Origin of the sequence: Pseudomonas sp. NPDC090755 (genome assembly GCF_044769005.1) — a bacterium.
Lineage (GTDB): Bacteria > Pseudomonadota > Gammaproteobacteria > Pseudomonadales > Pseudomonadaceae > Aquipseudomonas.
In genome coordinates this window covers 205,893-220,481 of sequence record NZ_JBIVXC010000006.1, presented here as the reverse complement: position 1 = coordinate 220,481, position 14,589 = coordinate 205,893, and the positions used below count along the sequence as shown (strand labels likewise).

The following is a 14,589-nucleotide window of genomic DNA, read 5'->3' as shown; positions in this document are numbered from 1 at the left end:
AGCGTGACTTCATCCTGTCACCCTGACTCGAACCACAGCAGGTCGTGGTGACCCGCATCAAGACCAGATCCTTGATTGGCAAGCCATTTCTGCCTGGCACAGGGTGCGATGGTACCTCATCACTCCCCCTGGAATCGATTGAGGGCAAAATCATGGCCACCTGCTGCAGCGCTCCCTCGCCGGCCTTTCGCCTACCCGGGCGCTGGCTTGCAGCTACAGTTGCACAAGGATCCCCGGCCTTGAGGCACCATGGCTTTTCATCGACTGACCCGCAGCCACCCGCGCCTGACCATCGCCACCCTCACCGGCCTGCTGTCCGGCTGGCTGGTGCCGGCCAGCGACTGGGTCGAGCATGTCCTGATCGGCTGGAATGTCGGCGTATGGCTGTACCTGCTGCTGATCCTGTGGCTGACCCTGCACGCCAGCGCGCAAAAGGTCAGTCAGGTGGCCAGTATCGAGGATGAAAACGCGGGCCTTGTGTTGTTCACCATCAGCGTCGCGGCGATCGCCAGCCTGGCTGCGGTGATCCTGCAACTGGCGGGCGGCGGGTCGGGGCCATTGCGCTATGCCTATACCGGGTTCACTGTCGCCGGCTCCTGGTTGCTGATCGGCACCATCTTCAGCCTGCACTACGCCCATCTGTTCTACACCGCCCGGGAACACACGCCGCTGCTGCGTTTCATCGACGGTGAACGGCACCCCGACTACTGGGACTTCCACTACTTCTCGTTCACCTTGAGCGTGGCGGTACAGACCTCGGACGTGGGCGTGGCCGGTCGCCAGATGCGCCGGGTGGTGCTGGCCCATTCACTGGTAGGCTTTGTCTTCAATACCGCGATTCTGGGCTTTACCATCAACCTGGCCGCCACCCTGCTCAACTGAAGGCCCGGCCTTCCAGCACCTGCATGGCACAGCGGGCGATGCGCTGGCAGGCCTGCTCCAGCCGCTCGCTATCGAGCACCAGGCCCAGGCGCAGATGCCCGGCCGCACTGGGCCCGAAGGCATCGCCGGCCAGCACCGCCACCCCGTGTTCCTCAAGCAGCCGCTCGGCAAAGGCCTGGGCGCCCAGGCCGGTCTCGCGGATATCGATCATCACGAACATGCCGCCATCGGGCTTGTGCACCCGCACCCCGGGGCAATCGGCGAGGCTGGCACAGACCCGGTCACGGCGTTCGCGGTAGGTGTCGCGCATCTGCCGCACTTCGGGCAGGTCCTGCTCCAGCGCCAGCTGGGCGGCGTCCTGGACGAAGTCCGGCAAGCCATAAAGCATGCACAAGGCCAGGTTGCTCAAGTGATCGCCCAACGCCTGCGGACCGATCACCCAGCCTACCCGCCAGCCCGACATGGCGTGAGACTTGGACAGGCTGTTGATGGTCGCCGTGCGCACGGCCATACCCGGCAGGCTGGCCGGGCTGAAATGCTCGCCTTCGTACAGCAGCTCGCTGTAGACCTCATCGGAGATCAGCCACAGGTCGTGCTCGATGCAGATCCGCGCCAGGCGCTCCCAAGTGGATTTGGGCAGGCTGGCGCCGGAGGGATTGTGCGGGCTGTTGAGCAGCAGCGCCCGGGTGCGTGGCGTCACCCGCGCCGCCACCTCCGCCGGGTCGACGCGAAAGCCTTGCCGGGGCTCGACCGCCACCGGCACCACCTGCGCCCCACAGGCGCCGAACACCGCCTCGTAGGTCACATACATGGGTTCGGCGACAATCACCTCGTCACCGGGGTCAAACAGGCACTGGGCCACGCCATACAAGGCGCATTGCGCCCCCGCCAGCACCACCACGTCCAGCGGGTCGACCGGCTGGCCGCTGTGGCGAGTGTGGTGGCGGGCAATGGCCTGGCGCAGGCCCAGGCTGCCGCGGATGTCGGCGTAGTGGGTGCGACCGGCGCGCAAGCTGTCGATGGCCGCGTCGACAATGGCCGGGGGCGTGTCGAAATCCGGGTCGCCGATCGACAGCAGGAAGATCTCCCGCCCCTGCTCCTGCAGCTCGACGGCGCGGTAGTGAATGTTCCAGGCAGCAGCACCGTCACCGGCGATACGTTGGGTGAGCGCGGAATAACGCATGACGGTCTCCTTGACTGAGCCTGGGTGCCATTGGTCCGAAAGTTACCCAGGCAAGCATCCCAGCCGACTGCCGGTAAAAATAGCAGAACGCCCAGTGCCGGCGCAGGGAAATATTGCCGGCAAACGTTTGCCGTTTTCGAGCCCGTGTCATGGGGGTGCCGCACAGGGCGGAACCTGCTGCGAGGAATCGACAAACCGTCATCGTCACGGGCAGACACTGGTGTCAGCAGTGCTATGGTTAGGGGGCTCTCCAGGGTCCCCGGGGACCTGTTGCGCACCTCGATCCGCCCACCTGTTGTTCACCCTACAAGGAGGCTGGTATGAACAAACTGACATTTCCCAGCGCCTGCCAGATGATGCGCTGGCACTTTCATCCGCTGGGGTTCGAGGCCAGCATGGACGCGCCGCGCAGCATGATTGCGCGCCTGTTCGACCGGGCCACCGGTGAAACCCTGCTGGCCGTCGCCGGCATCCCCTGTGCCACGCTCATGCCGGCTGCCGACGTCGAACGCATCATCGAAGCCGTCGAAGCCGAACTCGAGGCATTCCAGCCCTCCTGCAACCTGCGCGCCGCAGGCTAAAGGCGTCAGTCCACCGCCAGGCTCTCGCGGGCCCGCTCGATATCACGCATAAAACGCTCGGCCGGCATTGGCTGGCCGAGCAGATACCCCTGCAACGAATCGCAGCCCAGGCGCGTCAGGAAGCTCTGCTGGCGGTCGGTTTCCACCCCTTCGGCGACAATCCGCAAGCCCAGCGCCTGCCCCAGGGCGACGATGGCCGAGACAATCGCCGCGTCATCGCTGTCCTGCTCCAGGTCGCGGACAAAGCCGCGGTCGATCTTCAGCTCATTGGCCGGCAGACGCTTCAAGTACATCAGGCTCGAATAGCCCGTGCCGAAATCGTCGATGGACAGGTCGACGCCCATGTCCGACAACTTCTGCAAGACCTCGAGGCTGGCATCGGCATCGTGCATGGCCGTGGTTTCGGTGATCTCCAGGGTCAGGCTGTTGGCCGGCAGCTGGTGACGGGCCAGCACCCGGGCCACGCTGTCGACCAGGCCGGCATGGCAGAACTGGATGGCCGAGAGATTGACCGCCATGCGCCAGTCGCTGTAGCCCTGGTCGATCCAGGCGCGCATCTGCCGGCACGCTTCGTCCAGCACCCACTCGCCGATGGGGATGATCAACCCGGTCTTTTCCGCCAGCACGATAAAGCGGTCCGGCAGCAACAGGCCATGCTGAGGGTGCTCCCAGCGCAGCAGCGCCTCGGCACCGATGGGCTGGCAGTGCCGAGCGTCGAACTTGGGTTGGTAGAACAGCCGGAACTGGCCTTGATCCAGCGCGGTGCGCAGGTCCTGCAGCAGTTGCAACTGCAGGCGCGCATTACTGTTCATCGACACATCGAAGAAGCTGTAACCGTTCTTGCCGGCGCTCTTGGCGTGGTACATCGCCGCATCGGCATTGCGCAGCAGCTCATGCTGGTCCTGGCCGTTGCCCGGGTAGAGCACGATGCCGATGCTCGCGGAAATCTGCAGGTTCTGCTCGGCCACGCGGAAGGCCCGGGAAATCAGATTGACCTGCTTGGCCGCGACGCTCACCGCATCGTCGGGATCCTGCAACTCCACCAGCAGCACGAACTCGTCGCCGCCGATACGCGCCAGGGTGTCCTGGTTGTGCAGGTGACCGCGCAGGCGCTGCGCCACCTCCTTGAGCAGCAGGTCGCCCATGTGATGGCCGAAGGCATCGTTGACCGGCTTGAAGCCATCCAGATCGATGAACATCAGTGCGAAACAGCCCCCCTGCGCCGTGACCTTGGCGATGGCCTGGTCGATACGGTCGGCCAGCAGCGTGCGGTTGGGCAAGCCGGTCAGGGTGTCATGCAGGGCCAGCTGGGTCAGTTCCTGGTTGGCCAGGGTCAGCGAGCGGGCGAGCTCGGCCGTACGCGCTTCCAGGCGGGCATCGAGCACCGAGGTCAACAGCGCCACCGCCAGCACGGCCAGGGTGGTGATCAGTACCAGGTAGTCCAGGCCGTTGCCGCTCAGGCCGGTGCCCAGCGCGCCGCAGAAACTGCCTTCGGGAAAGTTCGCCGCCGCCATGCCGGTGTAGTGCATGCCGACAATCGCAAAGCCCATCACCACCGCCGCCGCACCGCGGATCTGGCGGACATACAAGGTTTGCTGGCGCAGCCGGAAGGCAATCCACAAGGCCGCCGCCGAGGCGCCCACGGCGATCACCAGCGACAGGCCGAACAAGGTCGGGTCGTAGTCGATGCCCGGCGTCATCAGCAGCGCGGCCATGCCGGTGTAATGCATGCTGCTGATCCCGGCGCCCATGATCAGCGCGCCCAGGCCCAGTTGCAGCCAGGGCAGGCTCGGCTGGCTGACCAGCCACAGGGCGAACCCCGACGACAGGCCGGCGATCAGCAGCGACAACAGGGTCAGGGTCAGGTCGTAGCCCAGGGGGATCGGCAAGCTGAAGGCGAGCATGCCGATAAAGTGCATCGACCAGATGCCAAAGCCCATGGCCAGCGCGCCACCGCTGATCCACAGGTACACCGCCCTGCCCTTGGCGGTGGCGATGCGCCCGGTCAGGTCAAGCGCGGTATAGGAGGCAAGGATGGCCACGCACAGTGAAATCAACACCAGCGAAGAAGAGTAACTACCGATTAGCATGAAAGCCTTCCACAACCCAGGAACCGGGCACAGATCTGGCCCGGGAAAAAGCCGATGATTGTACTCAAGCTTTGGCGAAACGCACGGGTTTTCGCGGGTGTTCGTCGGCTAGCCACACGCCCCTGCTACCGGCAGCAACTGTATGTCGACCCGCCGGTTGACCGAGCGTCCCAGCTCGGTTTCGTTGCTGGCGATCGGTTGACTGGCGGCCAGGCCTTGTACCGCAAAACAACTGTCGGGAATGTCGCCCATGCGCTGCATCCACTCACGTACTGCCAGGGCCCGGTCCTGTGACAGTCGAAGGTTCTTTTGCGGGTCGCCACGGGTATCGGTATGCCCGGAAATCACGATCATCCAGCCTGGCTGCGCCTTGATGTCGGCCAACGCATTGATCAGCACCTTGGTCGCCCCGCCCTTGAGTTCGGCGCTGCCGGCATCGAACAGGCGCAAGCTGCTCAGGCGCACCGGCTCAGGTCTCCCCTGTACGCGGTCCTGGCTACTCAGTACGTACTGCCATCCCAAGCCGCCGGCCACTGCCAGGCAACTGGCCAAGGCAAACACCCACGCCCCCCAGGGCCTTCGTCGGCTTGCAAGGCGAAATATCGGAAATTCCACACTGGGCGAAGGGGTAAAGACCATGTTCGGCGTCATCAAAGCCGGCGCTTCCCTGCTCATCGACGCCGGCACAGCTGCCGTGGGGCTGTGCGACGACTCAAGGCGCTGCACAAGGATTGCGACGTGCTGACGAAATGCTTGTAGCGAAAGCATTGGCGTTCGCACCTGGCGATCGAGCGTCGTGCTCAGGTATTCAAGCGCGCTACCCAGTCGTACCAGCGCAGGCAGGCTGCCCGGCGTCAGCGCCAGCGTGCGCAACAATGACTGCAATTGCGTGAACAACCAGAACAGGATGTCCAGGCGCTCCGACGCTCTGGGCGGCCAGAGTCGCGCCCACTCACCGCCAAGTGCTTCCAGCAGGGCCACGCCCTCATTCATGCCCTCCAGGCCGTTGCGCCGGCTTCGCGCCAGCACGAACGCAGCCACTGTCTGCAACTGCGCGCCATTCTTGTCGAACAATGCCAGGCACAGCTGCTCCACCTTCAGCCAGTCCACATCCGGGCACGCCGGATGTCCCAGTTTGGCGAGTTCGGTACGCAACAGCATGAATTCCCTGTAAGCGCCCGGGTCGCCGCCGAGTCGAAGATGCCACTCAATCACTGCCGTCATCCAGCCTCCCTTGCCGCTTCACGATGTCGACAGGTCATGCTGTCGCTTCAGGTGACGTACCAGCACCTTGCCTTCGCATGCCAGGGTCGTGCCGAACAACAGTCGCGCCCCGCCCTTGAGTTGCGCATCGAGCCGGTACTCAAGATGGCCGGGGTGCGCTTGCGCCAGCAACTCAACGCTCACCGCCACCAGGCGCGGTTCGTACTTGAGCAGGGTTTCGACCATGGTGTTCATCAGCCGGTGCGCCGTGGCGGGCAAACCCTGCAGGATCATGCCCATGTCCGGCAGGCCGTAATCCGGAAGATGGCTGAGCGTACCGGCCCGGCTGTTGAGAATGCGCTGCAGGTTGTCCAGCACCGACACGGTCAGTTGGTCCGCTTCGGCCACCTGATCGAGCGCCAGCTCACCGTCGAAGTTTTGCAGGAGCACTTCATAAAGCGATGGGTTCACTTCACGTCATCCTCATTGCTTGATCACGGGGCGCAGGGTCAGTCGATCCTCGCTCAGCTCGATCACTCGAGGCTGGTCCGGGTCGAGGTCGTTGCGGCTCAGTGTCAGGCGCCAGGTGTCCCTGTCGGTGTCGGGCGTTCGAAACAATGCCACCACCGTGATGAACTGTGCGTCTGGGTTCATGGGTATGCTCATCTGCGCGCCTTCGCCGGGTTTCACCACCACGGCCCGTTCATCCAGCAGGTCGGCGCCCAGCACCGTGGTGCTGCTGTGCAACAGGCCGTCATAGGTGGCCCGCTCCATGACCTTGCGTTCGCGCAATTGATAGACACGCACCACGGTCGGCACTGACAGGTCGCTCATGTCCGCCACGTCCCTGTTCGTTGCGACCCGCCCACTGAAATCCAGGTGAAGCGTTTTGACCTGCGTGTAGAAAATTGACCGGGCTGCCGACGTGCTGCTGTCGGTCAGGGTCTGCGACAGGCCGCAACCGCCAAGCGATGCAGCCAGCGCGGCCAGCCACAATGAATTAGATACCGTACGCCACATGATGGACCTCCCTGCTCCGAGGGTTGCTGTGCAGGCCGGTATACCGGCCAAGGTTGATGGTGAGGGTGTCGTGCTGTGACGGCTGCCCGGCGGCACTTCCCGGCCCCAGCACCGCGGTCATGCCCAACAGCACGGGGGCACGCCCCAGTGCAGCGGGCGCCAGGCAGCGCACCGGGAGCGACAGTTGCAGCCTGGCGGTGCAACGCCATCCCAGGTACACCCGAAGCAGCACCAGCAAGTCGCTGTGCAATTGGCCCCCGGGCAACCAGCCACGCGCCTCCTCCTGATCCTCGGTGAACAGCTCAAGGCGCAGCTCACTGTTGGCGTCATGGCCGACACCCCCTAGCGGGGCGCGTTGCGCCAGGCCCGTCGGGCGACTGCGGGACAACTGCGCCGGCTGCGCCAGGATGATTTTCCGGGGCCAGTGTGCTGTCACCCGGGCCCGGGTATTGGGGGCAAGCAGCTTGACCAGGGCAACCACGCCTTCAGCATTGCGCGTCGGTAGCCGCATCACGCCGAGCAAGGCCAGAAAACGCGACATTGGCGTGGCAACCTGTTCGCCAGTCCCGGGAATTCCCAGGCCAACAAGCCCCAGCAGACACTGCGACGTCGCATCGCCGCCCCCGGCCTGGAACGTGGCGGGATACGAGTACTTGCGCCAGATACGGTAAAACTGGGTAAAGACCCGGTGGTTGAAGATATCCAGAAAGGCCTCGAGCGCCGCGTGCCCCTCGCGACGCTGGGCAATGTCGTCCAGGTAGGCGGTCGGCAAGGGTGAGTCGACCCCATACAGGCCAAGCAGGCGGGTACGCACCGTCGCCGGCTGCCCGTCCATTTCAATGGCCTTCAGCTCGCCCGCCGGAAACCCCATGCCGGGGTCTGGCCGAAAGCGCACCGGATCATCGGCCGGATGTGTGCTGCTCCCCAATGGAGGACGATCGGGCATGGCCTGCTCCAGCAACTGGCAAAAGCGAAACAGGTTGGCTTCACTCACGCGTCCCCGTAGCGCTTGCAGTAAATCCTCGACCTTCATCCGGGAACTCGCTGGCTATGATTCTCGCTCCATTGCAAGCACTTGCCGGACGGTTGCAGGATCAAGGTGAGCTGATTGAACAGGTGAATATCGGCGTACAGGGCGAAGAAGCGGTTGAGCATTTCGCCAAACAGGCTGATGTCGCCCTCACCGCAAAAGCCGTTGGCATCCAGGGTTATCTCGATGTCCACCCCGCGCAGCAGGAAGCCCTTTTCGAAACGTTGGATCAGGTGATGCTTGACCTCGACGATGGCCTCCAGCCGCCGACGATTGAGCTCACCGCCCTCCCAGTCGTAGAGCGCCAGGGTGCCGCGCAGCACTTCAGCGCTATCGAGCATGGGCAGGAAATTCGAGCCCACCCGCGCCATCAGCAAGCGCAACAGCCAGCGCTGGCGGCCTGTGCGCATGTCGGGCCGCTCGGCAAGCCAGCCCAGCGCCTGCTCGACCCCCTCGCGGTCAGCCTGCGCCAGGGCCTCGTCCTCCCAGGCAAGGATGTCGCTGTCCGCCGAGGTCGGTGCAGCCATGGATGCGGGCAGCCACTGCTGTTGACGATTGCCACTGACGTGCTGGGTAATCCATTCGCGGGTGGTCGGGTCGGCGAACGGGCTGCCGTCGCTCCAGCACTGTATGTCCAGGCCCGGCAGGCGTTCGAGGAACATGCCCAGGTCGCGTTCGACGATAACGGCCCAACTGTTTGCCGGCGCCGGCTGCTTGCCCAGTGCCTGGTGCAGGTACCACTGCAAGTCGAGCCAGAAGTGGTTCGCACCCTCGACGTACATCCGCTGCGCCTGTTCGAGCAAGTCATCCCAGCGCTGCTGCAGGTGCAAACGCTTGAGTTGCGCCCGGTACTCGCTGCGCGGTGGCGCAAGACGGGTGATGCCGTTGGCATCCTGGGGCGGTGTCTGGTGAACCGTGTCCCAGCGCAGGCTTTTCATCAGACGATGCGCCGCCAGCCAGCCCTGGGGTTGCTCATGCAGATAGCCGGCCATGGCCCGGCCGGCATCGAGCAGGTCGCGCCCGGACTTGATCGGGCTCAGGCTCGGCCCGGGCAATTGAGGGCCCGGTTGACTGGCACCGGTCTGCGGTAACACCGCGTCAACGCCGCCGCTGTGCGCCAGGCGCGAGGACAGCGCACGGCACAGCTCACCCAGCGCGGGACGCTGGTCTTGCGGCCAGGCCGCCAGGCCATGCTCCAGCCAGGCCAGGGCCGCGACCGTGCGTTGCGCTTCGGCTTTGACCACCTGCGGATAGCGCGACAGGCTATCGAGCACCTTGGCGCTGGCCAGCCACTCCAGGGCTGCCTTGCGGCTGTTGGCCCGGGTGGGCAGTACCGTGGCCGGGTAACGCTCGATCAAGGCGGCCAGCAGGCTGAGCCCGTCGGCCAGCCCGGGCTCGCCGTCGCGGTGCAGGCGCGCCCACAGGTAGTAGATGGCCACCCGCAGGTCCTTGCAGGTCTGCGTGAGCAGCTTTTGCGCCAACTGCACTACCCGCTCGGTGTCCGCCCCGGACAGCTTGTTGACCTCCTCGCGCATGCGCTGGAAATCGTCGCCATGGCCCGGGTCATCTGCCCGAGCATCGGCAGCGAGGCATCGCTGCGGGTGGCGGCGAACGGGTAGCGGCCGGTGAACGCGCCCTGCCAGTCGCTGACGATCGCGCGTTGCCACTGGCGGTTCAGACCCGCCGCCGCGGGTTGCAGCACCCGCTGCCAGGCCTGCTCCAGCGGCTGCACGAACAGCGTCTGGCCCACCCCGCCCCACTGCGCACCGAGGCTAGCGGCGATCAGGCTGCCGTAGTCGCGGGTGTCGCTGAGGTCCACGCCCTTGCCCTGGAACACCGTCTGCGCCAGGGCCTGGGTCATCGCCTGGGGATCGCTGGCGTTGCTCACCTGTTGCAATTTGAGGCGCACGCTGGTCACCCGGGTGAGAAAGCGCTGCAGGCTCAGGTGGTCGCTGCCGCCATCGGCCTCACTGTCCTTGCCCAGCAGGCTCAGCAGCGGGCCGAAGGTCGGGGCCAGGGGGCCGGCGGGCAGATGCTCGGCCCGTCCCGAAGGGTCCTCGCCGACCAGGTTGCGCGCCGACTGCAGCAGCGAATCGGCCAGGGCCTGGCTGCGGCTGCCGGCCTGGCCCTGGTAGGACAGGCTGTTCATCAGCGCGAGCAGCGGCGACTGGCGCGCATCGCTCATCAGGGTCAACTGCTCGATGACCTCGCCCAGGCTGTCGGCCGGACGCCAGCGCAGGCTGTTGAGAAAACCCAGCCAGGCGTTGCTGTAGTCCTCGAAGTAGCGAGCCGTCAGGCGCTCACGCAACTGCTCGGCGCTCAGGGTGTCGGCGATCTCGGCGGGCGTGTCGCTGAGCACCCAGTCGATCTGCTCGCGGCGGGCACTGGCGATCGTCTCGATCGCTGCGCGCACCTGGCCTTCCCAGGCCTGGCGGGTGAATACCCCTGGCACACTGGCGCGTGCGCTGAACAGCAGCTGCGCATCCGTGTCGCTGACCAGCTGCGCCAGTCCCAGGGCCGGGTACTGCGGGCCGACCTGGTCGAGCACCTGTCGGTACAGGCTGGCCTCGGCGTTACGCTGGCCCAACTGGCCGAGCAGCAGCTGGCGGACCTGGGCGACCAGCGCGCCATCGGCCTCGATGGCCCAGTCCGAATGCGCGGCCAGGTGCGCGCCGTAGAACTGCCACAAGGCCGGCTCATCGGCGCCCAGGGTCTTGACCAGGAACACCGCGTCGGCCTTGTCCGGTCGTGCCAGCATCAGGTAGGCCTTGAGCTGGTCGTAGGCCGCGCCGGCCCGTTCGGCGCGGGCGGGGCTGTCGGCAGGCAGGTTGACCAGGGCCTGCAGCTGGCGCTGCAGCCGGGCCACCGCCGGGTCGCGCAGCAGGCGCTGGTTGGCTTCGACATAACGCGGCCACAGGCTGTCGAGCAGCGCCGGGTTCTGGTTGAGGCCCAAGCGCTGGTGCCAGGGCGCGCCGTGTTGATGGCGGTAAGCCAGGCGGTCCAGTTCACGTACCAGCGCATTGAGCGCCTGGACCTGTCCGGCACCGGTGGCTGCCGGTTGCTGCAAGGTGGCCTGCGCGCCCTGGACTTGCAGGATCAAGGCGCGGTTGCTGGCGAACGACAGCAGCAACCCGGCGCCCCACACCGCGGCCAGGCCCAGCGCCAGGGCGTAGCCGATGCGTGGCAGCGGCCAGCCCAGGCGGCGGGCCGCTGCACGCCTGTCGCCGAGCACCCCGGCCCAGGCCGGATTCTGCGGCCAATGATGGTCGAGCCCGTGCTTGTCCACCGCCGCCAGCGGCAGGCTGAACCACAACCCGCGCAACGGCACGCTGCGGACGAACTCGCCGAGTAGCGGTGCCAGCGCCTTCTGCCAACGACCGATGCCCTCGGCCTGCAGGTCGCGGGCCAGACGCAGGAGAAAGTCATGGGCCCCGTTGGCTTGCACCTGCGCCATGCCTAACGCGCGCAAGGGGGGTTGCAGACCGGTCAACTGCACTTGCAACTGCTCCGGGGTGACGCGCGCCGGCAAGCGGCAGCCCACCGCCTGGGAGGGACGCCCGGTTTGTTCCCAGGCGCTGGCGCAGACCTGCCACAGGTGCAACGGCAACTGCCAGCGCAAGACCCTGGCCAGGCTGCGCAGGCGCCGGGCGCCGATAGCCAGCGCCGTGGCATCCTGGCTCTGCGCCGTGTCCAGCACCCAGACCACGCCGTCCAGGGCACGCCAGCGGCTCAGCGCTCGCCACAACTCAAGGTTGTCGGCGCTGAACTCGGCCTGCAGGCTACCGCCGTGCAGCAGCAGGGTGTTGTCGCTTTCGAGCCACTGATATTTGGCCAGACCAGGGGCGATGGCCTTGATCTGCTCGGGTTCGCCGACGACCAGGAGCAGGCGGACGTTGTGGCGCCAGAGCAGGCCGTAGTGGTCGCGCAGGTGTTTGCGCAGCGCCGACTCCGAAGTCGCTTTCTCTTCCGGTGTGACGCTTGCGGCAGGCATGAAATCGTCTCCATGCTGCTGATGGTGAAAAGCCAGGCGTCCTACCTTTCTCCCCAACAGCCGATAACCTGCGACAAACCCCAATACCAGCACACACACGGCAAAAGTGATCAACCACCAGGCCAACTGCTCAGCCGAGTCCGGGTAGATCCCCAGCCATTGCGGCTGCCACCAGACCAGCAAACACAGTGTCGATGCAATCAACAGCACCAGCCCGGCCAGCCACCAACCTATTGCACGATTATCATCCATCTGCTGCTTGTTCCTGATGTTCAGAGGCAGGCATCACTACCGAGCACCACAATCGCCCGTCGATGGTGTTATCCCCGCTGAAAATGAAATGTGGCGTCGCTTCGTTACCCTGCGACTCCACGGCGCTGGCAATGGCAAGCCAAGGCGCCGCGCAACCCGGATTGGCCAGGGGTTGCAGGACTGTTTGGGTCAAGCGATTGCCGAACAGCATGCCAACGGCCGACTCGGCGCAGCCTGCCACTTCGGCAGGCGCTAGCTGCAAAGCCACCACCAAAAGCAACGCCTGCTCGCGGATACGCTGATCCAGCCAATGATCCACGACCGATAAACCGCAGCCATCGAGCCGGGTAGCCGGCTGGCATATACCTGCCTCGGCCCAGACCTCCTGCCATAGCGTATTGAAGTGTTCCTCCGGGATGGCGCTGTTTCTCTCCACAAGCACGGCTAAACTGCGCTTCGCGTTCGGGCCAGCTGTATAGCTCACCAGGTTCGCCCCTGGGGAAGAAACCGCGCTCCGGCACCTCAATGAATTCGCCTTCCACTCGACGGATCAATGTCCAGCCGGCTTCAGTCCATTGGGACTCCTTCCAGTCGTAGGCGCGCTTACCGGCTTCACTCACATAATCACTCTGCCTGATACCTTGATAGGCATTTATGCCCCCCTCAAACTCGGTGGGGTAAAGCAACCGAGCGGCTGCAAACTCCACATCGGGCAAATAGATGCCTATCTGTTTAGCTCCTTCGTTTCTCTCTATTCGTACGCTGACGCTCTCGATGTAGTTGAAGCTACGCACCGCAACGGTGTCGGGACCATAGGGCAGGCGCCCCAGCACCCGTGGCATGGTCAAGCCGATGTAGCGGGCATCGTCGCTGTCGCGAAAGGCCTTCCACTTGATGTACTCCGCCCGATCGAAGTAGTTGCCGATGTCCTTGATGGCGGCAACTTGCTCCATGGTCTGCTTGCCAAAAAAAGCCGGCCCCACTGCGCCAACGAACGGCATGTGCGCCGCCGCCGATACCCTGGAGATATTGCCCAGCAAGGCAACATCCTGCGGGCTGCAGTCAAAGTCGTAGTTGGAAATGGCCGCCGCAATCGGTTCGCCGCCCGGCGTATCGTACTCATGGGTGTAGGTATGCAGGTATAAACCGCTCTGGGCGATTTCCGGCGCATCGTCAAAGTCCAGTGCCAGGTCATGCTTGCTGATATCCAGCAGCTCAATGCGCACATTCTTGCGAAAGTCGGTCTGGTCGATCAGCGACTTCACCCCGCGCCAGGTCGACTCGACGCGTTGAAAGTCGCAATGGTGCATCACCGCATCGAGCTGGCGGCTGATTTGCGCATCCAGCGCGGCGATATGCATATCCAGCAGCGCCCGGTCCAGGCGCTCCACTTTACGCGACGATCGATTGAGCAACTCCAGAAACACACTGACAGAAGCAGTTACACGCTTTTCGGCGGACACTTCGGACAATGCTTCTTCATTCTGGAAGTCATCGATACCTTCAAGTTCCGCAACAGGACTTAGATTGATCTTGTCGAACAGCGCTGCATAGACACCCTGGTTACTTTCAGGCAGCACTTCAGCGCCACGGGATACAGTGGAGGATTGCTCTACGGACATTATTGAACTTCCTGTAATTCAGACCTGGGTGATTAACGATTGCCTTGATGACTGCCGAGGGCGGCCAGTTCATCGCGCAATTCATTACTCAGTGCTTCGTCCTTGAGGATCCGCTCAAGCTCATGGCGGAATGTGGCGTTATCCAGCAGGTTCGACTTCAGATCGCGCAGCAGATTGCGCATGGCCAGCAGCGCGCGAAGCTGCGGAATCTGGCGCGCAACCTGCTCCGGCTCGAAGTCTTTCATACGCTGGAAGTTCAACTCGACGGCCGTGTCCGTGCCGTCATTGGCAAGCGTATTTTCAACGGACAGCTTCAGGCCAGGCGCGTATTGCGCCATGACGCTGTCAAAATTCAGCTTATTGATGTCGAGCTTGTTTCGTTCAGACAACGGGCGTTGCTCTTTACCGTTGCTGTAATCACCCATCAACATCAGCCTGAGCGGAAGCTCGACATGTTTTCGGGCACCACCGGTATGCAAGTCTAACTTGATATTCACCCGTGCCTTGGGCACTTCGTTTTGAAAGCTGCTGGAAGCCATAACCACCCCGATTACCGGCAGCACGTGAATGCTGCCATCTACCCCAATTGGAACTGGTATTCACGCCCGTACTGGATGTGAATGCCACCCTTACAACTTTGGGACTTATCGAGGAATCATTCCACCCAAAAAGAACGATAGAGAAACACCCTACACAACTATCGGATGCTCCCATGTAATTCATGCGTTAATGTTT

Annotated in this window: 11 protein-coding genes and 1 pseudogene; 2 read left to right on the top strand and 10 right to left on the bottom strand. The window is 64.1% G+C overall.

The window, feature by feature from the left end; all coding sequences use genetic code 11:
• Positions 1-249 precede the first annotated feature (249 nt).
• Positions 250-882 (top strand): DUF1345 domain-containing protein, encoded by a 633-nt coding sequence (locus ACIQUS_RS12245; RefSeq protein ID WP_403047288.1) that lies wholly within the window; start codon positions 250-252, stop codon positions 880-882.
• On the opposite strand, the gene ACIQUS_RS12240 is transcribed toward ACIQUS_RS12245, so the two are convergent.
• On the bottom strand, positions 875-2,065 hold the full coding sequence (locus ACIQUS_RS12240; protein ID WP_403047285.1) for a pyridoxal phosphate-dependent aminotransferase: 1,191 nt from the start codon (positions 2,063-2,065) through the stop codon (positions 875-877). The genes ACIQUS_RS12245 and ACIQUS_RS12240 overlap by 8 nt on opposite strands.
• Before the next feature lie 320 nt (positions 2,066-2,385).
• Between ACIQUS_RS12240 and ACIQUS_RS12235 the strand changes: the two genes are divergently transcribed.
• Positions 2,386-2,646 carry a DUF1652 domain-containing protein gene (locus tag ACIQUS_RS12235; protein ID WP_403047283.1) on the top strand — a complete coding sequence of 87 codons (261 nt, stop codon included), beginning with the start codon at positions 2,386-2,388 and terminating at the stop codon, positions 2,644-2,646.
• 5 nt (positions 2,647-2,651) lie between these two features.
• Here the strand turns inward: ACIQUS_RS12235 and ACIQUS_RS12230 are convergent, their stop codons facing one another.
• The 9 genes and pseudogenes from ACIQUS_RS12230 to tssB all read right to left on the bottom strand — a co-directional run bounded on the left by ACIQUS_RS12230 (position 2,652) and on the right by tssB (position 14,393).
• Positions 2,652-4,736: a putative bifunctional diguanylate cyclase/phosphodiesterase gene (locus ACIQUS_RS12230; protein ID WP_403047281.1), complete on the bottom strand. Its 2,085-nt coding sequence runs from the start codon at positions 4,734-4,736 to the stop codon at positions 2,652-2,654.
• A 108-nt stretch (positions 4,737-4,844) separates the two neighbouring features.
• Positions 4,845-5,960, bottom strand: coding sequence for an OmpA family protein (locus ACIQUS_RS12225; RefSeq protein ID WP_403047278.1), 1,116 nt, complete (start codon positions 5,958-5,960; stop codon positions 4,845-4,847).
• An 18-nt stretch (positions 5,961-5,978) separates the two neighbouring features.
• A complete protein-coding gene (tssE, locus tag ACIQUS_RS12220; protein ID WP_403047276.1) occupies positions 5,979-6,410 on the bottom strand; it encodes a type VI secretion system baseplate subunit TssE in 432 nt (143 codons plus the stop codon).
• 12 nt (positions 6,411-6,422) lie between these two features.
• Positions 6,423-6,959 (bottom strand): type VI secretion system lipoprotein TssJ, encoded by a 537-nt coding sequence (tssJ, locus tag ACIQUS_RS12215; protein ID WP_403047274.1) that lies wholly within the window; start codon positions 6,957-6,959, stop codon positions 6,423-6,425.
• Positions 6,940-7,992, bottom strand: a complete 1,053-nt coding sequence (gene tssG, locus ACIQUS_RS12210) for a type VI secretion system baseplate subunit TssG (protein ID WP_403047272.1) — start codon at positions 7,990-7,992, stop codon at positions 6,940-6,942. The genes tssJ and tssG overlap by 20 nt, the downstream gene beginning before the upstream one ends.
• The gene (gene tssA, locus ACIQUS_RS12205) at positions 7,989-9,632 is read right to left on the bottom strand and encodes a type VI secretion system protein TssA (protein ID WP_403047427.1); all 1,644 of its coding nucleotides are present in this window, start codon (positions 9,630-9,632) and stop codon (positions 7,989-7,991) included. Before tssA ends, tssG begins: the two co-directional genes overlap by 4 nt.
• A pseudogene (locus ACIQUS_RS12200) lies at positions 9,605-11,443 on the bottom strand (ImcF-related family protein); the annotation flags it as partial. The pseudogene ACIQUS_RS12200 and the gene tssA, both read right to left, overlap by 28 nt.
• 893 nt (positions 11,444-12,336) lie before the next feature.
• Positions 12,337-13,854, bottom strand: a complete 1,518-nt coding sequence (gene tssC / locus ACIQUS_RS12195) for a type VI secretion system contractile sheath large subunit (protein ID WP_403047269.1) — start codon at positions 13,852-13,854, stop codon at positions 12,337-12,339.
• A gap of 32 nt (positions 13,855-13,886) precedes the next feature.
• The gene (tssB, locus tag ACIQUS_RS12190; RefSeq protein WP_403047425.1) at positions 13,887-14,393 is read right to left on the bottom strand and encodes a type VI secretion system contractile sheath small subunit; all 507 of its coding nucleotides are present in this window, start codon (positions 14,391-14,393) and stop codon (positions 13,887-13,889) included.
• Positions 14,394-14,589 lie beyond the last annotated feature (196 nt).

What these genes read in the sequence shown, in the direction of transcription:
- ACIQUS_RS12245 (WP_403047288.1), top strand. Translation starts at nt 250, where the DNA reads ATGGCTTTTCATCGACTGACCCGCAGCCACCCGCGCCTGACCATCGCC.
- ACIQUS_RS12240 (WP_403047285.1), bottom strand. Translation starts at nt 2,065, where the DNA reads ATGCGTTATTCCGCGCTCACCCAACGTATCGCCGGTGACGGTGCTGCT.
- ACIQUS_RS12235 (WP_403047283.1), top strand. Translation starts at nt 2,386, where the DNA reads ATGAACAAACTGACATTTCCCAGCGCCTGCCAGATGATGCGCTGGCAC.
- ACIQUS_RS12230 (WP_403047281.1), bottom strand. Translation starts at nt 4,736, where the DNA reads ATGCTAATCGGTAGTTACTCTTCTTCGCTGGTGTTGATTTCACTGTGC.
- ACIQUS_RS12225 (WP_403047278.1), bottom strand. Translation starts at nt 5,960, where the DNA reads ATGACGGCAGTGATTGAGTGGCATCTTCGACTCGGCGGCGACCCGGGC.
- tssJ (WP_403047274.1), bottom strand. Translation starts at nt 6,959, where the DNA reads ATGTGGCGTACGGTATCTAATTCATTGTGGCTGGCCGCGCTGGCTGCA.
- tssG (WP_403047272.1), bottom strand. Translation starts at nt 7,992, where the DNA reads ATGAAGGTCGAGGATTTACTGCAAGCGCTACGGGGACGCGTGAGTGAA.
- tssC (WP_403047269.1), bottom strand. Translation starts at nt 13,854, where the DNA reads ATGTCCGTAGAGCAATCCTCCACTGTATCCCGTGGCGCTGAAGTGCTG.
- tssB (WP_403047425.1), bottom strand. Translation starts at nt 14,393, where the DNA reads ATGGCTTCCAGCAGCTTTCAAAACGAAGTGCCCAAGGCACGGGTGAAT.